This is a genomic window from Geminocystis sp. NIES-3708 (assembly GCF_001548095.1).
Classification (GTDB): Bacteria; Cyanobacteriota; Cyanobacteriia; order Cyanobacteriales; family Cyanobacteriaceae; genus Geminocystis.
Genome location: NZ_AP014815.1, coordinates 2,623,515 through 2,648,994, shown reverse-complemented (window position 1 = coordinate 2,648,994; position 25,480 = coordinate 2,623,515). Strand labels below are relative to the sequence as shown.

General features: G+C 33.5%; 16 protein-coding genes and 1 other RNA gene. 7 read left to right on the top strand and 10 right to left on the bottom strand.

The features are described from left to right. Positions 1 to 9: 9 nt before the first annotated feature. Entirely contained in the window at positions 10 to 1,002 is a 993-nt protein-coding gene (gene hemB / locus GM3708_RS11650) for a porphobilinogen synthase (protein WP_066347099.1), read from the bottom strand. Positions 1,003 to 1,188: 186 nt separating this feature from the next. Here hemB and ssrA point away from each other — a divergent pair. Further along, positions 1,189 to 1,577: a transfer-messenger RNA gene (ssrA, locus tag GM3708_RS11645) on the top strand. Between the two features lie 51 nt (positions 1,578 to 1,628). Here ssrA and rsmG read toward each other — a convergent pair. From rsmG to GM3708_RS11625, 4 genes are all read right to left on the bottom strand, one after another. Further along, on the bottom strand, positions 1,629 to 2,354 hold the full coding sequence (gene rsmG, locus GM3708_RS11640) for a 16S rRNA (guanine(527)-N(7))-methyltransferase RsmG (RefSeq protein WP_066347097.1): 726 nt from the start codon (positions 2,352 to 2,354) through the stop codon (positions 1,629 to 1,631). 221 nt (positions 2,355 to 2,575) lie between these two features. Continuing rightward, the gene (locus tag GM3708_RS19415) at positions 2,576 to 4,159 is read right to left on the bottom strand and encodes a response regulator (RefSeq protein ID WP_066347095.1); all 1,584 of its coding nucleotides are present in this window, start codon (positions 4,157 to 4,159) and stop codon (positions 2,576 to 2,578) included. A gap of 189 nt (positions 4,160 to 4,348) precedes the next feature. Further along, positions 4,349 to 7,111, bottom strand: coding sequence for a hybrid sensor histidine kinase/response regulator (locus GM3708_RS11630; RefSeq protein WP_066347093.1), 2,763 nt, complete (start codon positions 7,109 to 7,111; stop codon positions 4,349 to 4,351). A gap of 81 nt (positions 7,112 to 7,192) precedes the next feature. Next, positions 7,193 to 7,912, bottom strand: a complete 720-nt coding sequence (locus tag GM3708_RS11625; protein ID WP_066347091.1) for a DUF2993 domain-containing protein — start codon at positions 7,910 to 7,912, stop codon at positions 7,193 to 7,195. An 86-nt stretch (positions 7,913 to 7,998) separates the two neighbouring features. Between GM3708_RS11625 and GM3708_RS11620 the strand changes: the two genes are divergently transcribed. Genes GM3708_RS11620 through cofG form a run of 3 tightly spaced genes read left to right on the top strand, consistent with a single transcriptional unit; the run spans position 7,999 to position 10,572 of the window. Then, a complete protein-coding gene (locus GM3708_RS11620) occupies positions 7,999 to 8,745 on the top strand; it encodes a pseudouridine synthase (RefSeq protein ID WP_066347089.1) in 747 nt (248 codons plus the stop codon). 28 nt (positions 8,746 to 8,773) lie between these two features. Further along, the gene (locus GM3708_RS11615) at positions 8,774 to 9,595 is read left to right on the top strand and encodes a RodZ domain-containing protein (protein ID WP_066347087.1); all 822 of its coding nucleotides are present in this window, start codon (positions 8,774 to 8,776) and stop codon (positions 9,593 to 9,595) included. Positions 9,596 to 9,624: 29 nt separating this feature from the next. Further along, positions 9,625 to 10,572, top strand: a complete 948-nt coding sequence (gene cofG / locus GM3708_RS11610; RefSeq protein WP_066347084.1) for a 7,8-didemethyl-8-hydroxy-5-deazariboflavin synthase subunit CofG — start codon at positions 9,625 to 9,627, stop codon at positions 10,570 to 10,572. Between the two features lie 44 nt (positions 10,573 to 10,616). Here cofG and psbA read toward each other — a convergent pair whose 3' ends face one another. Further along, positions 10,617 to 11,684, bottom strand: a complete 1,068-nt coding sequence (gene psbA / locus GM3708_RS11605; protein ID WP_066346808.1) for a photosystem II q(b) protein — start codon at positions 11,682 to 11,684, stop codon at positions 10,617 to 10,619. 468 nt (positions 11,685 to 12,152) lie between these two features. Here psbA and cobO point away from each other — a divergent pair, with 468 nt between their 5' ends. Beyond that, complete coding sequence (cobO, locus tag GM3708_RS11600; protein ID WP_066347082.1) at positions 12,153 to 12,764, top strand: cob(I)yrinic acid a,c-diamide adenosyltransferase; 612 nt, start codon at positions 12,153 to 12,155, stop codon at positions 12,762 to 12,764. Positions 12,765 to 12,894: 130 nt separating this feature from the next. Here cobO and murD read toward each other — a convergent pair whose 3' ends face one another. Further along, positions 12,895 to 14,256 carry a UDP-N-acetylmuramoyl-L-alanine--D-glutamate ligase gene (gene murD, locus GM3708_RS11595; RefSeq protein ID WP_066347079.1) on the bottom strand — a complete coding sequence of 454 codons (1,362 nt, stop codon included), beginning with the start codon at positions 14,254 to 14,256 and terminating at the stop codon, positions 12,895 to 12,897. 62 nt (positions 14,257 to 14,318) lie between these two features. Beyond that, positions 14,319 to 14,870 carry an RDD family protein gene (locus tag GM3708_RS11590; RefSeq protein ID WP_066347075.1) on the bottom strand — a complete coding sequence of 184 codons (552 nt, stop codon included), beginning with the start codon at positions 14,868 to 14,870 and terminating at the stop codon, positions 14,319 to 14,321. 80 nt (positions 14,871 to 14,950) lie between these two features. Between GM3708_RS11590 and GM3708_RS11585 the strand changes: the two genes are divergently transcribed. Together GM3708_RS11585 and ftsH3 are read left to right on the top strand one after the other, a co-directional pair. Continuing rightward, complete coding sequence (locus GM3708_RS11585; protein ID WP_066347074.1) at positions 14,951 to 15,202, top strand: hypothetical protein; 252 nt, start codon at positions 14,951 to 14,953, stop codon at positions 15,200 to 15,202. A 115-nt stretch (positions 15,203 to 15,317) separates the two neighbouring features. Next, positions 15,318 to 17,165: an ATP-dependent zinc metalloprotease FtsH3 gene (ftsH3, locus tag GM3708_RS11580; protein WP_066347072.1), complete on the top strand. Its 1,848-nt coding sequence runs from the start codon at positions 15,318 to 15,320 to the stop codon at positions 17,163 to 17,165. A 348-nt stretch (positions 17,166 to 17,513) separates the two neighbouring features. Here ftsH3 and GM3708_RS19410 read toward each other — a convergent pair whose 3' ends face one another. Both GM3708_RS19410 and GM3708_RS11570 read right to left on the bottom strand, forming a co-directional pair. Continuing rightward, positions 17,514 to 23,420 carry a Calx-beta domain-containing protein gene (locus GM3708_RS19410; RefSeq protein WP_066347070.1) on the bottom strand — a complete coding sequence of 1,969 codons (5,907 nt, stop codon included), beginning with the start codon at positions 23,418 to 23,420 and terminating at the stop codon, positions 17,514 to 17,516. A 646-nt stretch (positions 23,421 to 24,066) separates the two neighbouring features. Then, the gene (locus GM3708_RS11570; protein ID WP_066347069.1) at positions 24,067 to 25,260 is read right to left on the bottom strand and encodes a lipopolysaccharide assembly protein LapB; all 1,194 of its coding nucleotides are present in this window, start codon (positions 25,258 to 25,260) and stop codon (positions 24,067 to 24,069) included. Between the last annotated feature and the right edge of the window lie 220 nt (positions 25,261 to 25,480).

Genomic DNA, 25,480 nt, shown 5'->3' with positions numbered 1-25,480 from the left:
TAGAGACGATTAAAAACTGACTTCATTTAGCCAACGCACAGCATCTTTGGCATGATAGGTTAAAATCAAGTCTGCACCAGCACGTTTAAAACTCATTAAGGTTTCAAGAGTCACTTTTTTCTCGTCAATCCAACCGTTAAGGGCGGCGGCTTTCACCATAGAATATTCTCCTGATACGTTATAAGCCGCTACGGGTAAATTTGTGATTTCTTTAACACGCCAAATTATATCCATATAGGATAAAGCAGGTTTTACCATTAACATATCTGCACCCTCAGCGATGTCTAATTCCACTTCTTTTAAGGCTTCCAGGGCATTAGCAGGATTCATCTGGTAGGTTCGGCGATCGCCATGACTAGGGGCTGATTCTGCCGCATCACGAAATGGTCCATAATAAGCAGAAGCATATTTAGCGGCATAGGAAAGAATGGGAGTATTTTCAAAACCTGCTTCGTCTAAAGCTTCACGAATAGAAGTAACAAAACCATCCATCATGCCTGAAGGGGCGATAATATCAGCACCAGCTTTGGCTTGAGAAACCGCAGTTTTTTTGAGTAATTCGAGAGTCGGATCATTTAAGACTCTTCCCGCTAAATCCCCAACTTCTAAGTAACCACAATGGCCATGAGGAGTATATTCACAAAGACAGGTATCAGCAATAACAATCAAATCTGGTAAAGCTTCTTTTACTGCCGTAGCTGCTTTTTGGACAATTCCGCAATCATGCCATGCACCAGTGGCATCATTATCTTTATCTGTAGGAATACCAAATAAAATAATAGCAGGAATGCCTAAATCATAGACTTCTTTAGCTTCTTCAACGATTTTATCTACCGATAGTTGGTAAACACCCGGCATGGATTTTACTTCCTTGGCGATGGCATTACCCGGCACAGCAAATAAAGGGTAAATTAAATCATTGGCAGTCAAGACGGTTTCTTGCACCATGCGTCTTAGTTGAAGATTTTGACGCAAACGACGAGGACGACTAATAGGGAACATAGTTAAATAATATAATTTGATAAAATAATGACCGTCTTCTTAGTTTAAGGCGATCGCCGACTTTTTCCCTAGAGTTTAGTAATATTTCGTTACGTTAAATCTTGTAAAGCTAATTTAGAAATTAATCTTACGAATCAAAAATCTATTGTCAATTACAAAAATAAGAGTTATGATAGTATAATGCACGGGGCTGTAACGGTTTCGACAGGCTGGTGAAAGCTGACCCGTGATTCAGGTCGAGAGTGAGTCTTCTCTCGAAAATACCGGACTCAAAAAAAATGTAACTGCGAACAACATCGTTCCTTTTGCTCGTAAAGCTGCACCTGTTGCTGCCTAAGACCTAATTTCGGTTCGAGCGCTTATAGTATGATTCCGTTAATTATTATAGGCAACCCTCAACGGATGCTCTTAGTGAAGGCTTCTAGTCTGACACTAATCTAAGAATATACTAGAAAATCCTGCTATCAGGGATAAGTGATAGTTCCCGCTCTGAGGAATAAAAGAGCTAAACCTGTGAATGAGCGATAGGTAAATAACCAGTTTGGACAGCAGTTCAACTCTGCTCAGCTCCATATATAATCATAAAAAAGATCGATGTCAAGGGCATTGGTCTTTTTTTGTGGACATCATAAAGGTAATTTCGTTGGTTTACCCACTTCTCTGGGATATTTTTTAGGAGTTAATTTCACTTTTTCGATATAAATACAGTGACGAATATGATCTTGAATAGGTGTATTTTTATTAGTTATTTTAACAATTTTTCCTCCTAATTTATGAGCAATTTTTTCAGTTATTTCTTTTTCTTCTTGTGTTAAATTTCCACGATATAAAATCGCAATTCCTCCAAGCTTTAGTAAAGGTAAACTATACTCTAAACAAACTGATATTTCCGCTACTGCTCTAATTAGAGCAAAATCATATTGTTTTCGATAATTTTGATCTTGTCCAATAATTTCGGCTCTATTAACTAAAGTTTCAATATTTTTCAAATTTAACTTGTGAGAAAACTCATTAATAAATTTAATTTTTTTTGCCACAGAATCCATTAATGTTAACTTTGCTTCTGGAAAAATTATCGCAATTGGTAATCCAGGGAAACCTCCTCCTGTGCCAATATCAATAACTTTTTTATCCTTTAAATTATGTTCTAAAATCGGTGCTAAAGAATCCCATAAATTTTTTTCCCAAAATTCTTCCGAAGTAGTAATTCTAGTTAAATTCAAGTGTCGATTAATAATTAATATTTCATTATATAATTCTTGAAATAAGTTTAATTGTTCTATAGATGGTGTCCAATTAGTAGTGGTTTGCCATAATTCTTGATAGATTGGTAATAGACTATTTTCGTTCATCAATAAAATTAGTGAATAATAATTTTTTTACTACTTTTTTTATAGTTTTACTTATTTTACCTTCAATATACCAATCCAACTATGAGAATTGTGAGATTTTTAGAAGTTTGAGGTATCAACTATTAGCTTTTAGGAGTTAGTTAAACTTGATTTAACTTGTGTCTTTTAAAATCAAGATTTTACAAAAAATATCTTAATTAACCAAAGCTAAATAAGATTGATTATTCTTGACTTAAAATAAAATAAAAAGTAGAGCCTTTATTTAATTCTGATTCTGCCCAAATAATGCCATCATGAAGTTCAATAATTCTTTTAACAATAGATAAACCAATTCCTGTGCCTTCAAATTGAGAATCTTGATGTAATTTTTTAAAAGGGGTAAATAGTTTATCTATATTTTGATCATCAAAGCCAATACCATTATCTTTAATAAAATAAATATTTTTTTCTATTATTTCTGTTAAGGAAATATTCGTTAATTTAATTTTTTCTTCCCATAGTTTAGTATTATATTTGATTTCTCCAAATTCAATTTTTGGTTCTGGTGTTTGTTGGGTATATTTCCACGCATTTTTGATTAAATTTTCAAGGGCAACATTTAATAGTTTAATATCTGCAGTTACGGTTATATCTTCTTGAATAATGAACTCTATTTTTCTCTTAGGTTGACTACTTTGTAAATAAGTAAAAATTTCTTTAGTTAATTGAGAAAGATTAAAAGAAGTTGGTTTAATAGGCTCATATTTTAACCTTGATAACTCAGTAATTCCTTCTAAAACATTAATAGTTCTTTCGCAAGAATCATTAATAATATTAATTAACTCTAACTGATCTTCTGATACATTAGGAGTAGCTTCTATTTCCTCTTTTAATAAACAACTAGAAACGTTTATATTATTAATATAATTGCGTAAATCGTGAGCTATACTATAAGAAAAAGTTTCTAAATCTTGATTGATTTTTTGTAGCTCTAATTCTGTTTCTTTTCTGGTGGTAATATTTCTGACAGTAAGAGATAAACCGTCTCCTAATTTTACCACAGTTAAATGAAACCAATATTTTAAAGAATTATATTTATAATAAACATCTTGAGAAAAAGATTTTCCTGTTTCTACCACTTCAATTAAAGAATAAAAAACTTTGTCATTAATTTTATTAAAAATTTGTTTAATACCAATTTTACCGATTAAATCAGTTTTATTTTTGCCAAATGCCCTTGCAATTACGGGGTTAACTATTAAACAACGAAAATCAATAATCTCTCCAGTATTATTATCTCTTAAAGCTTCTATGGCGGCGATGCCATCCAGAGAGCTATTTAAAACACTTGACAATACAGATCTTGATTGATGTAAAATTTCTTCAGTATATTTACGTTGTTCAATTTCTTTTTTTAATTGTTTTTTTTGTCGCTGAATGGTTAATTGACTTTCAATTCTGGCTATAACTTCTTCTACTTGAAAAGGTTTAGTTATATAGTCAACTCCCCCAACTTCAAAGGCTTTTATTTTATCGATAGTATCATCTAAAGCACTGATAAAAATAATGGGAATATCTGCGGTAATTTCATCTAATTTAAGATATTTGCACACTTCATAACCATCCATTTCAGGCATTTTTATATCTAAAAGAATCAAATCTGGTATTGCTAATTGTGCGGCTCGAATAGCAGTTTTTCCGTTAATTGCTTTTCTAACATGATAGTTTTTTTCGACTAAAATTTGCGAAAGTACTCGTAAGTTATCAGGTAAATCATCTACTATTAAAATATCTCCTTTATTATCACTATTATTGTTATTATTCATTAATTTAGAGTCAAGTATAAAAGTTTATAATTTTTATAGCAAAGGGCAAGAGGCAAAGGATAAATATATATATTATAATTACTTTTGAGTTTTTATAATTTCCCAATCAAATCATTTTCCACTATATTATCTTAATTTATAAAATATTAACTATCCATTATTAATTATTAATTGTTAATTGTTAATTGCCTATTTTTCATTGTTAATTAGTTTTGCAATTTCTTCCAGTTGAAAATTGTTAACTAATTCTTGTAAACTATCAGCGATATGTTTATGATTTTCAGAAATTTCTGTGATTAAACTCATAACTTTTTCCTCATCTAAAATTAATGTGGCTTGATACATTTCTTCCAACCAAGTTTCAGGCATTATTTTAAGGCTTTCACTGGTTAAAATTTTATTATTTTTTACCATAGGAGATGACGAATCCTCCTCATAAATATATTCTACTCCTAAGTGTTTTTCTATTGCGTTAAAAATGGCTTCTTGTCGAAAAGGTTTCCGTAAAAAATCATCACATCCTGCTGATAAACAAATTACTTTTTCTTCCTCTAAAACACTAGCAGTTAAGGCAATTACCGCCGTTGCATTCCCTTTTATTTCACTTTTAATTATTTGAGTCGCTTCATAACCATCCATCACAGGCATTCGCATATCCATAAAAATTAGATGAGGTTGCCATTCTTTCCAAATTTTCACGGCTTGTTGCCCATTATAGGCTTCTTTCACTTCAAAACCGATGGGGGTTAATAAGCTATTTAATAGTTGACAATTGACTTCTTTATCATCGACGACTAAAATACGATATTTATTGTCATGGGGTTGTAAGCCAATAACTCGACTAACGATGGATTCCTTTTCTATGGATAGACTATCAACTTTTTGAGCAATAATATTAAATATAAAAGTCGTGCCAACTCCTACTTCGCTGTTGACGGTGATGTCTCCCCCCATTAACGTAATGAATTTACGACTGATGACTAAACCTAAACCTGTGCCTTCTTGGGAGTTTTTTCCTGTATCAGTTTGATGAAAGGCTTTGAATAATTCTTGTAAGTCTTTAGCTTCTATTCCTGCACCCGTGTCGCTAACTTCAAAGATGAGGTTAATTTTATCGCTGTTATCTTCCATTGTCTCTTTGGTGAAAAGAGAAGAGTTTTCGGGAGTGACAAAAACACTGACTCCTCCTTCTTTGGTGAATTTTAAGGCGTTACTCAGAAGATTGATTAATACTTGTCGGAGTTTAACTGAATCTGTATAAATATATTGAGGCGTGTCTGGATGTCGCTCGAAAATAAGCTGTAACGCTTTTTGTTCGGCATTTAGTCTTAAAAAGTCTTCTAATTCATCTAACAGGCGATAAAGGTCAAAATTATGGGGATTAAAAGAGGTTTTTCCTGCCTCTATTTTAGCTAAATCTAAAATATTATTAATCAACGTTAGTAAATATTCTCCACTACGGTTAATAATACTAATTTTTTCTCGATCTTGTGGTGGCAATGTTTGCGATCGCATCATCAATTGAGCAAAACCAAGAATAGCATTTAAAGGAGTGCGTAATTCGTGACTCATATTAGCTAAAAAAGTACTTTTAGCATGATTGGCAACTTCAGCTTTGTCTTTAGCTTCTGTTAGTTGTTGAGTGCGCTCTAAAACTCGATTTTCTAACTCATTATTAATTTTTTCTAAACTGTTTAAAGAAGTCAATAATTCATCAGCCATATAATTAAAAGTCATGGACAAATTAGTTAACTCTTTGACACCTTGAATTTTAACTCTAGTTTGTAAATTTCCTTGAGAAAAATCATAACTAGCAGTGGCTAATTCTTGAATGGGTTTAGCTAACCAACGAGAAATTAGATAACCAATAATGATAGAAATCAAAACACCTAAAAGACTAAGAAGAATAGTATGTTTAGTATTAGCATTAATTGAAGCCATAAAATCTGACTGAGGGATAACCACAACCACAAACCAATCTAAACCTAAATAATCTTGATAGCGGATTACCTGGGTAAAATAGTTTTCATTATCGAGGGTAAAAATGAACTTTTTATTATTTTTAATTTCTTGTAAGTTAGTGATTTTTAAGGATAAAGATTCAGTAATAAAACGAGTTAAACTATCATTGCTATTTTTAGCTAAAGTTAGAGTTTTTTCGCTAAAATTAAAAGGAATTTCACCTGTCGAATTAGCAATTAATTCACCTTCATTATTCACGATGAATATTTGGGATGATGGACTAATTTGTAAATCTTTTAAAAATTTGCTAATGTGATCTAGTTTAATGGTTGCATTTAAAAAACCATCAAAAATACCATTATTATCTACATCAACAGGTTGTAAATTAGAAATTAATAAAAGAGGCTCTAAGTAAGAAATGTGTAAATCACTCCAAGTACTTTTGCCTGTATTTATTGCTTGTTGATACCATACTTGTTTTCTAATATCTTTATCAGGAAGACTTTGAAAAAGGGTGGTTTTTTCTCCTAATTTATTAGTATTAAAAGATTCAAAAGTAAAATTATTTTTTGGTGATACAATATTAATAGTAAATTGATTATTTTCTAATCTTTCTCCTGCACGATATTCACCCTTTGGATTAACAACAGCAATAAAAGCTATATCAGGAAAATCTTGTATTTGTCTCCATAAATGATTTTCCCATTTATCAAGATTATTAAATGTTAGAAAATTTGATTTAACTAATCTTAAATTATCTTGGTTAATTTGTTGCGGTAAAGTTAAATAAGAATCTAAATTTTGAATAACTTGATTACCTATCTCTTCACTTAAGTTATTAATCATTTCAGTAACAATTTTTTCACTATTTTTAATAGATAAATAACCGACTATACCAACAGTAATAATAATCTGGGTGACGAAAGAAGTTACTAAAACTGTTTGTAATGGTAATTGATGAATAACTTTAGTCAAATTTGGTATCTTCATAGAGCTTTTTTAGACATTTTAAGATTCATGGTAACTTAAAAATTCCTTAAGGGAATGTCATTCGCCCCTACAAATTCTTGATTATTCACTTATTATTTTTATTTTGCCAAAACAAGATAATTTATCAGAATTTAAGGTTAGTTGTGCCAAAGCTACATCATTGCCTAAATCTACTTCAAAATTATTAATAACAATCGTTTCTAAATCAGGAATTTTGTCAATTTCTATGGGATTAAATAGTAAAGTATGATCATCTTTTAAAGTTAAGCTAGAAGTTAAGATTAAATCGGCATTTTCCCGTTGATTATTCGTCAATATAGCTTTTAAAATAAATTTATCATCGTGTAAAATTATATCTTGCCAATCAAACTCATATTTGCTCAATATTTGCTCAAAATTGTCTATTTTTTCATGCTCTAATAATAAATGAACTAAGTCAATTAATCCTTGATGTAAAAGATTCGAATTAAGAGAAGTTTGAATATCATCTAAGGTTAAAATTATTTCTCCATTAACAAATATTGGTTGCAATAATTTTAAAGGTTTTCCCCTTAATATACCTCCTAAATTTATGGCAATATTTTTCGTATTAACGGCGGCTTTACTCACATGAATTCCCTGATAAATAGCTTTTTTCGTTTGCAAAGAAACCTGATCGATTTTTCCTGTTAATATTTGTTTATCCCCTCCATGAATTTCTATGTTTAAATCTTCTACAGCTTGTAACTGCGATCGCAACCAAAATTTGATCGCAGGAGTGAGAATATGAGAAATAATTTCCGATTTATTTTTAATAGCCATTAAATTTAAGATTAATTTTACATTTACCCATTAAACTTAATATTCTACTAATTCATTATAGAGATAACAAATCAAGGAAAAAATTAATGTCAGAAAGAATCCAAAAAATTTTAAGAGAATGGGGAATTGCCTCCCGTCGAGAAGCCGAAACCATGATTACCCAAAGAAGAGTAAAAGTCAATGGTGTTATAACTCAATTGGGTGACAAAGCCGATGCGGTAAAAGATAAAATAGAGGTAGATGGTAAAATATTAACTAATGACTATCGTCCTCGATTAATTTATTTACTTTTAAATAAGCCAAAAGGGTATATTAGTACTTGTGATGATCCTCAAGGAAGAAAAACTGTAATGGATTTGCTGCCATCTCATTTAAAATCAGGAAAAGGAATACATCCAGTTGGCAGACTTGATCGTAATTCTACAGGTGCATTATTATTAACTAATGATGGTTCATTAACCCTTAGTTTAACGCATCCTCGTTATCATCTCCCTAAAACTTATCTTGTCACCCTAGAAGGTAATATACCAAATCAAATTATACAGCAATGGTCAGAAGGATTTATGTGGGAAGGAAAACAAACCTTACCTACAGAAATTATTATTAATAAAAGAAGTGGTAACCAAACACAGATGGAAATTATGCTATGGGAAGGGCGTAATCGTCAAATTCGGAGAATAGCAGAATTATTTGGTTATCCTGTATTTAGTTTACATCGAAAAGCCATTGGCTCAATTAAAATAGCTTCTTTATCTTCTGGAAAATATCGAAATTTAACCATGCAAGAAATTTCTGATTTAAAAAAAACTGTTAAAGCCATATCTAAAAATTAAATTATTTTATATAAGAGTAAAATTAACCATGAAATTTTTAAATAAAAATACAGAGAAAATTACCGATTATAACAGTATCAGACAAGAACAATTACAGTTAATTAGTATTCAACTTAAACAAGCTAGAATAGAAAAAAATCTTGATAAAGATATAATTTCAAATCAACTACATATTCCCATAACGATTATTAATGCTCTCGAATCAGCTAATTTACAGGCTTTGCCTGAACCAGTTTTTATTAAACAATTAATAAAAAAATATGCTAACTTTCTTAAATTAAATGGTGAAGATATTAGTAATCAATTTTCAACTCAATTAAATCCTAAAGTTTATAACAAAAAGTCTTCTTTTGAATCGTTTAATTTTAAATTAAATCTCAATTTTAAACCTCAACATTTATATTTCTTTTACTTTTTAATACTCTTTTTTTCCATTAGAAGTTTAAGTAATATTTTAGAATCTGCTCAATTTACCCAAATAAAAGTACCTCAAAAACAAATAATTGAAACTAACATTCCATCGACAAATAATCCATCTGTGAATACTTCTCCAAAAGCAACACCAATTGTGGAGAAAAAAGAAGAAAAAACACCCATTCCCACAGAATTAATTGTCAAAATAACAGTAAAAGAAGATTCTTGGGTAAAAATTATTGTTGATGAAAAACCAATTTTTGAAGGTATTCTCACTAAAGGATTAGAAAAAGAATGGAGTGGAAAACAAAAAGTTACTATTCGTGCTGGTAATGCTGGAGGTTTAATTGTTACCGTTAATGATGAAAACCCGAAGATATTAGGTAAATCAGGACAAGTCACTAATGCTACTTTTGAGTTACCTTCTCAATCTTAATTTGTTTTTAGATACATCATAATAATAAAATGTCTAAAATAATTACCTATAGTCCTGCTTTTACTATTGTACCAACCTATGAGTGTTTTAATCGTTGCAGTTATTGTAATTTTAGGACTGATTCTAATCAAAGTCCTTGGTTAGAATTAAATAAAGCTAAAAATATCCTTGCTAATCTTGATAATAAAAAAGTCATTGAAATTTTAATCTTAAGTGGAGAGATACACCCAAAATCTAGCCGAAGAAAAGATTGGATAAAGCGAATTTATGATTTAGGAAAATTGGCATTAGACATGGGATTTTTTCCCCATACCAATGCTGGAGTTTTGAATTTTGAGGAAATGTCTTTACTCAAACAAGTTAATGTATCTATGGGGTTGATGCTAGAACAGTTAAATCCTAATTTATTAAATACAGTCCATCTTCATGCCCCTAGCAAAATCCCTGAATTACGATTACAACAGCTAGAATGGGCTGGTATCCTAAAAATTCCTTTCACCACAGGAATTCTTTTAGGCATTGGTGAAACTTTAGACGATCGAATAGAAAGTTTAAAAACAATAGCTAAAATACATAAAAAATGGGGTCATATCCAAGAAGTAATACTACAACCTTATTGTCAAGGTTCGCAAGAAGAATTACAAAAAAAATCTATCACTCAAACAGAAATTTTAGAAATAATTGCCATCGCCCGTGATATTTTACCTTCTGATATTACCTTACAAATACCACCTAATTTAATCACTACAGAAGAAACACTATTAAAATGTTTAGAATTGGGAATAAGAGATTTAGGCGGAATTGTGCCAAAAGATGAAGTCAACCCTGACTATCACCATCAAAACATCGAAATTATCACCAAAATTCTCAATCGAGCAGGTTGGGATTTGAAACCTCGTTTACCCGTATATCCTCAATATTATTCTTGGCTGATAGAAGAGCAAAAAATAAACATCAAAAAGCACCCCCTAAGTTAATAGAGAGTGCTTTTTGATTATTATTTAGTTTTTTAAACTATAACTTAACCGTTGATTACAGGAGCAGATACAGGCTCTGCACTTGCTAAATCTAAGGGGAAGTTGTGAGCGTTACGCTCGTGCATTACTTCGATACCGATGTTTGCACGGTTTAACACATCTGCCCAAGTTCCAATTACATGACCTTGACTATCTAAGATAGACTGGTTGAAATTGAAACCGTTGAGGTTAAATGCCATGGTACTTACACCCATTGCGGTGAACCAAATACCAATTACAGGCCATGCACCTAAGAAGAAGTGTAACGCACGACTGTTGTTGAAGGATGCATATTGGAAGATTAAACGACCAAAGTATCCATGTGCCGCTACGATATTGTAGGTTTCTTCTTCTTGACCGAACTTGTAACCGTAGTTTTGAGATTCAGTTTCAGTGGTTTCACGCACTAAGGAAGAAGTTACTAAAGAACCGTGCATCGCGGAGAATAAAGATCCACCGAAAACACCTGCCACTCCTAACATATGGAAGGGGTGCATTAAAATGTTGTGCTCAGCTTGGAATACAAACATGAAGTTAAATGTTCCAGAGATTCCTAAAGGCATACCATCAGAGAAAGAACCTTGACCGATGGGGTAGATTAAGAATACAGCAGTAGCAGCAGATACAGGTGCAGAATAAGCAACACAGATCCAAGGACGCATTCCTAAACGGAAAGATAGTTCCCACTGACGACCCATATAACAAAAGATACCGATCAAGAAGTGGAATACTACTAACTGGTAAGGACCACCGTTATATAACCATTCATCTAAAGATGCTGCTTCCCAAATAGGGTAGAAGTGAAGACCGATGGCATTACTAGAAGGAACAACCGCACCAGAGATGATGTTGTTTCCATAGAGTAAGGATCCAGCTACAGGCTCACGAATACCGTCAATGTCAACGGGAGGAGCTGCGATAAATGCGATGATAAAACAGGTAGTTGCAGTTAAGAGGGTAGGGATCATTAAAGTACCGAACCAACCTACATATAAGCGGTTGTTGGTAGAAGTGATCCACTGACAAAACTGCTCCCATGCGGAAGACTGTTGTTGCTGTAAAGTGGTAGTCATCTTTTTATGATTTCTTTATTTGAGTATGATATTTTCGAGGTACTATTAAGCGATTTCTCACTATAGTTAACATAATAAGAGATTTATAAAGTTTTGTCAAGTTTTTTCAGATAGTTTTTTTATTTTTGATTTTTTAAAGTTTGTTTTGTCTGTTTTTGATGAAAAAATAGAAATAATTGATTATTACCTTACTGTAATTGATTCTTATCTTTAAGGGTAAAAATAAAACAGGAAGCCTAGGGCAGAAGGAAAATAGCGAATATGAATGGGATTTAAAGTTTATAAAAATACTACTAGCTACTTAACTTTTAAAATCTTATAAATCTATTTCTATGAGAATCTCAACTAATGATTAAGGTAATGAGAAAACTTGAAGAGAAAAAATAACAGAATATTATTAATATTTAATTTCAGCGACTGTTTTACCGTTAAAATTGAAAAAAATTAAATCAAAAAAAATAAATTTTCATGAATTTTCAATTAACTGACAGTGAATACAAGCGAAAAATGCAACGTCGTAAGGAAGTTCAAGTTCAACGTTTGGCTAAAATGACCGATGAAAAAGGCTTAATCATTGTGCATACTGGAAATGGCAAGGGTAAAACTACCGCCGCTTTAGGGATGGTCATTCGTTCGTTAGGTCATGGGTACAAGGTGGCGATCGTACAATTTATTAAAGGTGCATGGCAACCAGCAGAAAAAGAAGTATTAGAAAAATGGTCAGATCAATTAGAGTTTTATGCTATGGGGGAAGGTTTTACGTGGGAAACTCAAGATAGAGAAAAAGATATTTTAGCGGCAAATAAAGCATGGGAAAAAGCAAAAGATTTTATCCTTAATCCTGAGTATAAATTAATATTATTAGATGAGATTAATATTGCTTTAAAATTAAATTATTTAAACCTTGATGATGTTTTGGAAATTTTAGCACAGAAACCTGATAATACTCATGTGATTTTAACAGGGAGAGGTGCAAAATCTGAGTTAATTGAAACAGCAGATTTAGTAACAGAAATGAAACTGATAAAGCATCCTTTTAAAGAACAAGGAATTAAGGCACAAGCAGGAATAGAATTTTAAGATGAATTGATATTTTATATTAGTTTTATCATACTAAAATCTAGGAAATATATCCTATTTTTAAAATAATAAAACTATTGCTTATGACTTGCTACCTATTACTTTTAATCATAATCAGATTAAGAAAAAATTATTTAATTTTTAGACATATTTCTCGAAAATCATCCCCTCGATGTTCAAAACTAGAGTATTGATCAAAACTGGCACAAGCTGGGGAAAGTAATACAACTTTTGCTTTTTTTTCTTCAGCTAATTCTTTTCCTCTAGATATAGCTTTGTCCATTGTTTTGACAATTTCATATTCTTTAAAACCTACTTTTTCTAACTTTTCTGCAAATAAATCTGCTGCATCACCAATTAATAAAACTGAAATACATTTTTCCTTGATTTTATTTATCCAAGCATTATCATCACCCTCTTTAGCTTCTCCTCCAGCAATTAAAATTACGGGAGATTTCACAGAGTCTAAACCAACTTCAGCAGCATCATAATTAGTAGCTTTACTATCATTTATATAATCAATTCCGTTGATAGTTGTAATTAATTCTAATCGGTGAGACACCCCCGTAAAAGATGATATTGTTTCAACAATCGAACTTTTAGTAACTCCTGCTAATTTTGCGGCGGCAGTGGCCATTAAAAGATTTTGTAAGTTGTGTTTTCCTACCATTTTAAATAGTGAAATTGGTGCAATTAATTCTTTAAATGCAACAATCCAAGAGTCTTCTAAATAAACTCCTTTTTCTATGTCTCCTAATAAAAAATCTTTTCCTTTTATACTTGTCCAATAAATATTTTTCCAGTCTAAATTTAAACCAAAATTATGTAAATAAATATCATCTCCATTTAAAATTTTAGCATTAGATCTTTGTAGTAAACTAGCTTTAATCTGACGATAATTTTCAAGAGTTTTATGTCTAGCTAAATGATCTGGAGTAAAAGTTGTCCAAACACCAATTTTAGGAGATAATTCTGCCGAGGATTCTATCTGATAACTACTAATTTCTGCTACTACCCATTCAGGAGGATTTTCCATGGCTGATAAAGCTAATTCACAAGCGGCATAACCTATGTTTCCACAGGCTGAAGTTTTTATTCCTCCTGCTTTTAACATAGCTTCAATTAATGCTGTCGTAGTTGTTTTACCGTTTGTGCCAGTGATGCCAATCCAAGGATAAGATTTGAGATACTGCCATGCTAATTCCATTTCACCAATAGTTTTGATTCCTTTGTTTCTTGCTTCCACGAGGATAGGAATATCATAAGCTACACCCGGACTGACAACAATTAAATCTGGTTGATGTTGAGTATTTAGATCTATAGTTTGTCCTAATTTAACTAAAATATCTTCTTGGGCAAGATTGTTTTTGATTTTTTCTAAAGATTCTGATGTCGAACTATCATAAATGGTTACTTCATGATTTTTTTTTCTTAAAATTTTAGCCGCTGCAATACCTGATTTTCCCAATCCAATAATATTAACGTTACCCATTTATTTATTATTAATAATATAACTAATCAATTACTAAAAGATAGTTTTTCAATTTTAACTGGTTATTTGTATTTTTTTCTATTTTTTTGCCAAGTTTTTCTTGCTTCTTTAAATAACTTTTTCAGTCTTAAATCCAGTGAAAATCCTCTTTTTGTTTGAGTAATCATCGTACCACTAATGCGATCGTGAAATGATTGATTATATTGATCATCGGTAAAAATAGTCAATCCATCAAGAAGCAAAGGAGTTGCAAATAACATCATCAATAAAAAATCTTGAAAGTTAATTTTTAAGGCAATCATGGCTAAAAATGCTCCTATAGCAACAGTACCTTCTCTTTTGGTTAAGGTGAGCAAAGAAGGAAGACGATTAAAACGAAGATCTATTATTTTTAAGTCCATTGTCCAACGCCCTAAACTTTGTCCTTTATTTTTATCTACTATAATTACCCTCAAAATCCACCAAAGTAATGTAAAGACAAAAAATTCTAAGAAAATATTAGTAACAAGAGAAGATATTAACCAAACTACTATAAAATCAATTAAAAACGCATAAGCACGACGATCAAAAGGAGCTTTTGGCGATCGGCGAAATAATATTTCTTCGCTATACATGATAGAAGTTCGTTTTTCTGTTGAACATTGAGATTTATTTGCTAATATAGATTTTAGTGTATTAGAAGCAGTATGTGACTATGCCAAGGTTAAAACGTTGGGAATCTCCAAGACGAGAAGGAAGAAACGATAAAGGAAAGGGGGGTTATGCGAAGAAAAAACAATGGCAAAAACGCCTGAAAATGTTAAAAAATAAACTCAAAAGTAATCAAGAAGGGGAAGTTAAATCTTCTCCTTTTTTTATTTATACCAAAGAGCAAATTGTTTATTACGCTTATTACGCCAACTCTCAACTATCAACTACTAATCTAAATTCTGAGAAATTAACCTAAAAATTCTTAACATAAGTTAACATAGAATTTAAAGATAGTAATAATAACCTCAAAACTCGCATTCATAAGAGTAATTGATAAAATAAGTATAAATAAATTAGGAGGCTATCCACCTGTGAGTAAAAGTAATAAAAAATGGCGTAATGTTGGACTATACGCAATTTTAGCGGTAGTTGTCGTTGCCCTCGGAACGGTTTTTTTAGATCGTCCTCAGACTAATCAGTTAACTTGGAAATATAGTGAATTTATTAATGAAGTTCAAAGTGATAAAGTTGAAAGGGTAAATTTGAGTGCTGATCGCAGTGTTGCTGTCGCTACAGCCAGAGATGGACAAAGATTTTTAGTAAATTTGCCAAATGATCCTCAATTAATCGATATCTTATCCAATAACAAAGTAGATATTTCCGTTTTACCTCAAAGTGACGAAAGTTTCTGGTTTAGAGCTTTGAGTAGTTTATTTTTCCCAATTTTACTATTAGTTGGTTTGTTTTTCTTGCTCCGTCGGGCTTCTAGTGGACCTGGCTCTCAAGCCATGAACTTTGGTAAATCCAAAGCTAGAGTACAAATGGAACCTCAAACTCAAGTTACTTTTAGTGATGTAGCGGGAATTGAACAAGCTAAATTAGAATTAACTGAAGTTGTTGATTTTCTAAAAAATGGTGAACGTTTCACTGCCATTGGTGCAAAAATTCCCAAAGGTGTATTATTAGTTGGTCCTCCGGGAACTGGTAAAACCCTTTTAGCCAAAGCCGTTGCAGGAGAAGCTGGTGTACCTTTTTTCAGCATTTCTGGTTCAGAGTTTGTCGAAATGTTTGTGGGTGTTGGTGCTTCTCGTGTTCGTGATTTATTTGAACAAGCTAAACAAAATGCTCCCTGTATCGTATTTATAGATGAAATCGATGCAGTAGGTCGTCAACGGGGTGCTGGTTTAGGTGGTGGTAATGATGAAAGAGAGCAAACTTTAAACCAATTATTAACAGAAATGGATGGTTTTGAAGGTAATACTGGAATCATCATCGTAGCAGCGACTAACCGCCCTGATGTATTAGATTCAGCCTTAATGCGTCCAGGTCGTTTTGATCGCCAAGTAGTAGTTGATCGTCCTGATTTCGCTGGTCGTACAGAAATTCTTAATGTTCACGCTCGTGGCAAAATTTTAGGTGCAGATGTGGAATTAGAGAAAATCGCCCGTCGTACTCCAGGATTCACAGGTGCAGATTTATCTAACCTTCTCAATGAGGCTGCGATTTTAGCTGCTCGTCGTAACTTAACTGAAATTTCCATGGATGAAATCAATGATGCTATTGACAGAGTATTAGCAGGTCCTGAAAAGAAAAACCGAGTTATGAGTCAAAAACGTAAAGAATTAGTAGCTTATCACGAGGCAGGACACGCTCTAGTAGGTGCTTTAATGCCTGACTATGATCCCGTTCAAAAAATAAGTATTATTCCCCGTGGACGAGCAGGCGGTTTAACATGGTTTACTCCTAGTGAAGATCGCATGGAATCTGGCTTGTATTCTCGTTCTTACTTACAAAATCAGATGGCTGTGGCTTTAGGTGGACGTATTGCTGAAGAAATTATTTTCGGTGAAGAAGAAGTAACTACAGGTGCATCTAACGATTTACAACAAGTTGCAAGGGTAGCTCGTCAAATGATTACCCGTTTTGGTATGAGCGATCGTCTCGGTCCTGTAGCATTGGGTCGTCAAAATGGTAACGTATTCATGGGACGTGATATTGCATCTGATCGTGATTTTTCTGATTCTACAGCTTCAGCTATTGATGATGAGGTCAAAAAATTAGTAGATTCAGCTTATCAAAGAGCTAAACAAGTATTAGTAGAAAATCGTGCAGTTTTAGACAAATTAGCAGATATGTTGATTGAAAAAGAAACTGTTGATGCTGATGAATTGCAGGATATTCTTAACAATAGTGAAGTGAAAATGGCGGCTATTGCGTAAGTAAACTATTAAATCCCCAACCTCAAGCCCCTCCTTAGTAAAAAATGAAGTCCTTCTTGTACTTTACCCCAACTTTGGGGAAGGGGGGTTAAAAATGTCATTAAATCCCAAATTCTAGTAAGAAAGCACGATGCTTTCTACCAGTTTTCTCGCTGAAACTAAGAAGTTCAAATTATAAGAATATCGGTACTAGTCATCCCTAAACCAGTAGTAAGTAACCCACAATTAAACCTCCTCCTTAAACTCAAAGATGATTCCTCTCTTCGTGTAAACTACGAAAGTTAAATTAACGAACAGTTTGCCATTAATGGCCTTGGTCTTAAAACCCTTAATAGCAAACTATGAACTTTAAATTACCACAATATCAGCATTAGTCATGGTTAAACTGATATTTAAAGTGGCAAATTGTACGGCAGAAGTCGCACCGTTACCATCCACATCAAAGAATAATCCTCCATTACTAGAATTATAGAAGAAACGATGAGAAGAAGTAGTTGCCGATGAACCAATTGTAAACTGACTAATAGATAATGTACCAGCTACTAAACCACCACCGAAGGCACTACCTAAAACTCGAATTGTATCATCAGCAACGGTAAAATCAGTAATGAAATCGACTCCTTCAGAAGCAGAGTTAAAACGGAATGAATCTAAACCATTACCACCTGTGAGAGTGTCATTACTGCCACCACCTATGAGAGTATCATTTCCATCACCACCTATGAGAGTATCGTTACCATCTCCTCCACTGAGGCTATTATTACCACTGTTACCCGTAATTACGTTCTTGAGAGTGTTACCTGTACCGTTGATAGCAGTTGTGCCTGTTAAAGTCAGGTTTTCTACGTTATCTGTCAAGGTATAGGTAATGGAGGATTGTACTGTATCAATTTCGGTAGCAAGAGTGGATGTTTCACTCACTATATCCCCTACATTATCTACAATATAAAGGTCATTCCCCGTACCACCTATTAAACTATCTATACCGGTGCCACCGTTGAGAGTATCATTACCGGCACCACCATCAAGGCTATTGTTCGCTGTATTACCAGTGATGGTATTATTTAGAGTGTTACCTGTACCATTAATAGCAGTTGTACCTGTTAAGGTGAGATTTTCTACGTTAGTAGTTAAGGTATAGGTAATTGACGATTGCACTGTATCAATTTCGGTAGCAAGAGTCGATGTTTCACTCACTATATCCCCTACATTATCCACAATATAAAGGTCATTACCAGTACCACCTGTCAGACGATCGCTTCCCGTACCACCATTGAGGGTATCATTACCATCACCACCAGTGAGAGTATCGTTACCGTCTCCTCCGTTAAGGTTGTTGTTCGCTATATTACCAGTGATGGTGTTATTGAGGGTGTTACCTGTACCGTTGATAGCACTTGTACCCGTTAAGGTGAGATTTTCTACGTTAGTAGTTAAGGTATAGGTGATTGAAGATTGTACGGTATCAATTTCCGTGGCAAGAGTCGATGTTTCAATCACTATATCCCCTACATTATCTACAATATAAAGGTCATTACCAGTACCACTTGTCAGACGATCGCTTCCCGTACCACCATTGAGGGTATCATTACCATCACCACCAGTGAGAGTATCGTTACCGTCTCCTCCGTTAAGGTTGTTGTTCGCTATATTACCAGTGATGGTGTTATTGAGGATGTTACCTGTACCGTTGATAGCACTTGTACCCGTTAAGGTGAGATTTTCTACGTTAGTAGTTAAGGTATAGGTGATTAAAGATTGTACGGTATCAATTTCCGTGGCAAGAGTCGATGTTTCAATCACTATATCCCCTAAATTATCCACAATATAAAGGTCATTACCAGTACCACCTGTCAGACGATCGCTTCCTATACTACCATTGAGGGTATCATTACCATCACCACCAGTGAGAGTATCGTTACCGTCTCCTCCGTTAAGGTTGTTGTTCGCTATATTACCAGTGATGGTGTTATTGAGGGTGTTACCTGTACCGTTGATAGCACTTGTACCCGTTAAGGTGAGATTTTCTACGTTAGTAGTTAAGGTATAGGTGATTGAAGATTGTACGGTATCAATTTCCGTGGCAAGAGTCGATGTTTCACTCACTATATCCCCTACATTATCTACAAGATAAAGGTCATTACCAGTACCACCTGTCAGACGATCGCTTCCCGTACCACCATTGAGGGTATCATTACCATCACCACCAGTGAGAGTATCGTTACCGTCTCCTCCGTTAAGGTTGTTGTTCGCTATATTACCAGTGATGGTGTTATTGAGGGTGTTACCTGTACCGTTAATAGCACTTATGTCTATTAAAGTGAGATTTTCTACGTTAGCAGCTAAGGTATGGGTAATAGAAGAAATAACTGTATCTGTACCTTGACTGGCATTTTCTACTACCACATCTACTGTACTATTGACATAGTAAAAATCATTGCCTAAGCCACCACTCATGACATCACTTCCAGCACCACCATCGAGGGTATCATTACCATCTCCATCATTGAGAGTATCGTTTCCGGCACCACCATTAAGGTTATTATTGGCAGTATTACCACTAATAATATTATTACCACCGTTACCTGTGCCGTTAATAGCCGTTATACCTGTTAAGATCAGATTTTCGACATTGGCGGATAAAGTAGTCGTTACAGCAGTGAATAAAGTATCAGCAATGGTTGTTGTAACACCAGAGTTACTTAAATTAGCATTAGTAGAGTTACTTAAAGTTAAGTTAAAATTCTCATCAAACTCATTGACAAAATCATTGAGAATTGGAAGAATAATAGTCTTACTGATTTGTCCGGGAGAGAAAGTTAAAGTTCCACTGGTAGCAGTATAATCTGAACCTGCTATAGCCGTTCCGTTAGTGGTGGCATATTGTACCGTTACTGTTTGACTACTTGCTTGAGAAAGAATTACTGTGTAAGTTACATTTTGAAGACTGGTTAAGCCTTCGATAACGGTTTGATTAGGACTGATACTTATTTGTGGTAAAAATGTATTTGTATCATCATTTTGAATAGTACCGATGGCGGTTGCGGTGGTAATAGTTGCCCCGTTGGTGGCATTAGAAAGAGTCACGGTAAAGTTTTCGTCTGGTTCTACAGTGGTGTCACCTTGAACGTTTACTGTGATTACTTTACTGGTCTCATTGGCCGCAAAACTTACGGTACCTGATGGTAACACTCCACCACTGAAGTCCGTAGCATTAGCAGGATTTGTACCTGAACCGGTAACTGCCCAATTTACATTATTGGCACCGGTGGTAGTACCACTGCGAGTCACGGTAAAGGTAAAGGCTTTTGTTCCGCTATTTCCTTCTGTTTGGTTGGCATTAGTGGCGGCGATCGCTAAATTGGTTGGGATTGGAGTATCATCATTTTGAATAGTACCGATGGCGGTTGCGGTGGTAATAGTTGCCCCGTTGGTGGCATTAGAAAGAGTCACGGTAAAGTTTTCGTCTGGTTCTACAGTGGTGTCACCTTGAACGTTTACTGTGATTACTTTACTGGTCTCATTGGCCGCAAAACTCACGGTACCTGATGGTAACACTCCACCACTGAAGTCCGTAGCATTAGCAGGATTTGTACCTGAACCGGTAACTGCCCAATTTACATTATTGGCACCGGTGGTAGTACCACTGCGAGTCACGGTAAAGGTAAAGGCTTTTGTTCCGCTATTTCCTTCTGTTTGGTTGGCATTAGTGGCGGCGATCGCTAAAGTCGTTGGGAAAGATGCTGTAGTTTCAAAGGTTAAAGACAAACCACCAGCAATAGATCCGAAATCTCCACTAATATCATCTACTACAAATAATCTCCATTCCCCATTAGGATTGGTATTGTTAAATACGGATAAATCGGCATTATATGGACCTACAGGGGCGGGAGAATCGAAAACGTCATCAGATTCAAAATCTGTCGGTTTATAAGTACCGCTTGTAATCAAGCCACTATCTGGCAAAAAATTGGTGGCGGTGGGATCAAAAGTTAGGGTGACATCTGATAAATCATTACTTTCTCCCACATCAGACATTAAGAGGGTTTTTGCACCAGTGGGACTTACTAAGAGAATATCAAGATCATCTGGGAAGGTATGACTCAGATTATTAAGGGTAACAGTGACTTTACTGATATTACCACTTAAGCCTGAGACGTTAATAGTAGAAGGGTAGGAGGATGCTGGCCCAATCTCAGGGATTGAAATAGTCGAGGTATTGCTAAAAGTGTTACCGTTTGTTCCATCATCATTGAGAATAGTACCAGTAGCGGTTGCGGTGGTAATAGTTGCCCCGTTGGTGGCATTAGAAAGAGTCACGGTAAAGTTTTCATCTGGTTCTACAGTGGTGTCACCTTGAACATTTACTGTAATTACTTTACTGGTTTCATTGGCCGCAAAACTCACGGTACCTGATGGTAACACTCCACCACTGAAGTCCGTAGCATTAGCAGGATTTGTACCTGAACCTGTTACTGCCCAATTAACATTATTCGCACCAGTGGTAGTACCACTACGATTTATAGTAAAGGTAAAGGCTTTTGTTCCGCTATTTCCTTCTGTTTGGTTGGCATTAGTGGCGGCGATGGCAAAGCTAGTGAGAATATTCGTACTTGAAAATTGGATATTTAGTCGATCAGTGCTTGTTAAATAATAATCTTTAACGGTAATTGAACGTGCTGAACCTAATCCTAAGACTAGGTTATTTCCGCTTTGGATTTGACTAACACTACTAGAAGTGAATTCAGATAAATCAAGGGTATCAAGACTATTTCCACCCTCAATGGTATCATTTCCCGTAGAAGTTATCACACCATAGCCACTAAATTGGTTAGCCGCCGAGTTAGCGATAATATAGTCATTACTAGAAGAATTGACCAGATGTTCAATTATTATTCCGTAACCAAGTCTTGTCCCGTTGGTTGTAGCTCTATAGGTTGTACCTGAACTAAAACTAACCGGTGGTCCTGGATCGACATTATAGCCCGTACCATTAAAAGCAGTTTGAGTTGAGAACCATCCTCCCGGATTCATATCAAATCGATAACCACCAGTATTAGATCCTAAACCAGTAAAATTTAGAATATCTGTACCACCACTATCCCAAATAGTAATTTTATTGTTGAGAGTCGAACTACCCACAGTTTTAGAGCCATCGGAATAGAGATCTGTATCAGAAAAAGTATAGATAGTGTTATTAGAATTGTAAGATTTTGCACCGTATAGATATTGTAAGGCTAGTATGTCATAAGCCATAGGAGTACTAGGTTCATCACCAGAGTCGAAGTTATAAGTCATCAGGGTGTTATCCCAATTTTCTTCTCCGTAGGGAAGATAAGGAGGATCTCCTGCTCCACTACCGTTATAATTACCTGAATGTTTGATCCCTAGTGCATGGAGGGTTTCGTGAATTAAAGATTGATAACCATGAGTTCCTGCTCCTCCTCGAAAACCATTTGTGTCAAAATTATTATCATAGTCAGGATTTAAAAATACATCACCTGCCACGTCATTACCATTGCCCTGATTTGTGTCTGTTGAAAATGGATAATAAGCATAAGCGTAACCCGGATCTGTAGAAAGAAGATAGCGAAGTTGACCATAATTACTGGGAGAGTCAGTTACTTCTGTAAAAGTAAGATTAATTAATGGAGCAATTAGATTGTTGAGAATATAGCGTACATTGTTTTTCACTGCCTCACTCACAGATGCTAAACCTGTTTCACTTCCATAGAATGAACCTCCAGCATAGAAACTATAAGTTAGATTTGTTATCCCCCATTTGTTACCTCCTAAAAGTGCATCGATACGATAATCTCCAGATGGAGCACTGATTGCTTGAAGTGGCTTTATTGGCGAGAAAAAAGTTGGAGATGAATCTTGGAGTTTAATTACTGTTTCAGGGGGAGAAATTCCACGAGAAATTATCGAAGATAGAGAGTTCTTTATCAATGGTGTTGAAGAACTATGAACCTCTGGCAAGGACAACTTTTGACTCAAATCTGCTGTTAATTCTGAAGTATCAGCACTAACTGGGGTTACTTTGGTAGTGGCAATAGGTGATTCAATATTTACCGAATTTTTAACATCCATTACGGAGAAAGATGTGTTTTCAGAAATAGTTGAAGATAAGGAAGAGTTCAAAGATAGCACTAAGTCATCATCATTATATATTGTGTCAATAAGTCCTGTGAACTCATTTGATTTTAAAGTGGTAGTATCGCCATTGGAATGATTTGCTTGATTAGTTGTCATAGTATTTTCGCCAAATTATATTTTGTTGTTCTACAACTCTATGTATTCCTTTTTTGTTAGTTTTCGATTTCAAATCCTATTAAATATTTTCAAATTCCTTAAAAACTAAGAATTCAAATATATTACTAAGTTCAATTTGTCAAATTCAAGTTTTATGCAAGTAGGGTCTTTTTGGTATCGATTTTATATCATTAAATATAGGTTGCCTCGCCAACAATGCTTTTGGCGATTAATTAATGTATAATGTCGATGTTTCCAAAATTTAAAAATTGCAAGTGTTTTCGAAGTTTAACAAAAAAGGCTCATAATGACTTGCTGGAGCTATGCAAATTTTTCTTAAAAAAACCGCAATCTTCCCATCTAATCAGCTGATAAGATTTAAATTCAAACTTTACGCTATTTTTGTGAGAGTTACATAATCTGATATTATAATCTATCTAAGTAATTTTTATATAACTTAATCTTAAAATTTACAAAAATTATCTTAGATTTCTAAATTGCTAATTCAATAGACATCTCCAATAATTGTCAAAGTGAGAGTTCAAGCCCTTACTACGAGCAAAGGAAAAAATTTTTTTTTGAATAGTCTAAAATAAAAGGCAAGATGCTTATACCACTCTTTACCCCAAAATTTAGGGCTGAGTGGTTAATTTTTTGTTTGTATTTCGTTAATTTTTCCTAAAAAATAGTCTTCTTTATGACTAAGACTACGAGAAATTTCAAGAGCTTTTTGATAAAATTGAACAGCTGAAGAATAATCTTCTTTTTTACTATAAATAATTCCTATATAGTCATAAGTATTCATTAAGCCATAAAAATTATATGACAATTGTTCAACTTTAATTAATTCTTGATAAATTTGTAAAGCTGAGTCTAATTGTTCATATTCTTGATATAGTATTCCTAATTTTCGTAAAGCATCTCCAGCTACTGCATATTGTTTTAATTCCCATGCAATATTAAAGGCTTCTTGATAAGATTTTGTGGCTTCTTCTGGCTTTTTTAAGGTTTTATAATCATCTCCGATGGCAATTTTTAGTAAAGATAAAGCTGATAAATTTTGATTTTGTGCATAACTCCCTGCTAATTCTTGTTTATATTTAACCGCATTTTCTGGTTGTACGATCGCCCCACTAATTTCAGCTAGTTTTTGTAAATAAATTCCCTCAGCTAAATAATCTTTTTCTAGTCTTGAGATATTTAATAATTCTTGGTAAATTGGTTCAGCACGATAATAATCAAATTTAGATAAATAGAATTGTCCTAATTTTTGTAAACTAATTTTTTGTTGTTCATTATTATTATTTAATCTGGCTAATTCTAAATTTTGTTGATGAATAATTATTGATTTATCTAAATTGTGTAAAGCTTCATAAGCGTTTATAAATAAAGATAAATAGTCTGAATTTATTTTATTATTTTTAGTAAACATTGATTCTAATATAGTAATTCTTTCAGTTAAAAAATTAATATCTTGATTACGACTTTTATCCCAAGCAAAATTACCCACTCTTGTTATTATTTTTAACTCAGAATCTGCACCCAAAGCTCTACTTAAATTAATAGCTTTATACCACAGACCAAAAGCTAAATCATCATTTCCTGCTGACAGTTCAGTTTCAGCTAAATTATCTAATTCATTAATTTTTTCTTGAATTCTTTTTTTTTCTAAATTTGTTAAATCTCGTTTAATTTTCGGTAATAATTCATCTTCAAAATTCACCGTAAGAGGATTAACTATTTCTACAGTTTGAGCTAAACTAATTTCTGATGGAAAAGTAAAAATTAATAATAAATAAATAAAGCAACTATTAAAATTTTTATGTAAAAGTAATTTCATATTTTTATAAAATAATAACGAACATTAACTAAATAATTTGATATTTGATGACAGACATGACAAAAAAGACGTCATTTTCTTCTATTAAGTTACAATGTTTTAGATTTCCTTAAGATCAATTTAACAAACAAGAGATAATAATGGTAAGATAACCATTGCGATATATGAGCTTTAAATAAAATTATCGCAACAGTAAAGATAAAGTAAAAATATATTAATT

Coding starts and splice junctions, on each gene's coding strand:
- hemB (WP_066347099.1), bottom strand. CDS start 1,002: ATGTTCCCTATTAGTCGTCCTCGTCGTTTGCGTCAAAATCTTCAACTA.
- rsmG (WP_066347097.1), bottom strand. CDS start 2,354: ATGAACGAAAATAGTCTATTACCAATCTATCAAGAATTATGGCAAACC.
- GM3708_RS19415 (WP_066347095.1), bottom strand. CDS start 4,159: ATGAATAATAACAATAATAGTGATAATAAAGGAGATATTTTAATAGTA.
- GM3708_RS11630 (WP_066347093.1), bottom strand. CDS start 7,111: ATGAAGATACCAAATTTGACTAAAGTTATTCATCAATTACCATTACAA.
- GM3708_RS11625 (WP_066347091.1), bottom strand. CDS start 7,912: ATGGCTATTAAAAATAAATCGGAAATTATTTCTCATATTCTCACTCCT.
- GM3708_RS11620 (WP_066347089.1), top strand. CDS start 7,999: ATGTCAGAAAGAATCCAAAAAATTTTAAGAGAATGGGGAATTGCCTCC.
- GM3708_RS11615 (WP_066347087.1), top strand. CDS start 8,774: ATGAAATTTTTAAATAAAAATACAGAGAAAATTACCGATTATAACAGT.
- cofG (WP_066347084.1), top strand. CDS start 9,625: ATGTCTAAAATAATTACCTATAGTCCTGCTTTTACTATTGTACCAACC.
- psbA (WP_066346808.1), bottom strand. CDS start 11,684: ATGACTACCACTTTACAGCAACAACAGTCTTCCGCATGGGAGCAGTTT.
- cobO (WP_066347082.1), top strand. CDS start 12,153: ATGAATTTTCAATTAACTGACAGTGAATACAAGCGAAAAATGCAACGT.
- murD (WP_066347079.1), bottom strand. CDS start 14,256: ATGGGTAACGTTAATATTATTGGATTGGGAAAATCAGGTATTGCAGCG.
- GM3708_RS11590 (WP_066347075.1), bottom strand. CDS start 14,870: ATGTATAGCGAAGAAATATTATTTCGCCGATCGCCAAAAGCTCCTTTT.
- GM3708_RS11585 (WP_066347074.1), top strand. CDS start 14,951: ATGCCAAGGTTAAAACGTTGGGAATCTCCAAGACGAGAAGGAAGAAAC.
- GM3708_RS19410 (WP_066347070.1), bottom strand. CDS start 23,420: ATGACAACTAATCAAGCAAATCATTCCAATGGCGATACTACCACTTTA.
- GM3708_RS11570 (WP_066347069.1), bottom strand. CDS start 25,260: ATGAAATTACTTTTACATAAAAATTTTAATAGTTGCTTTATTTATTTA.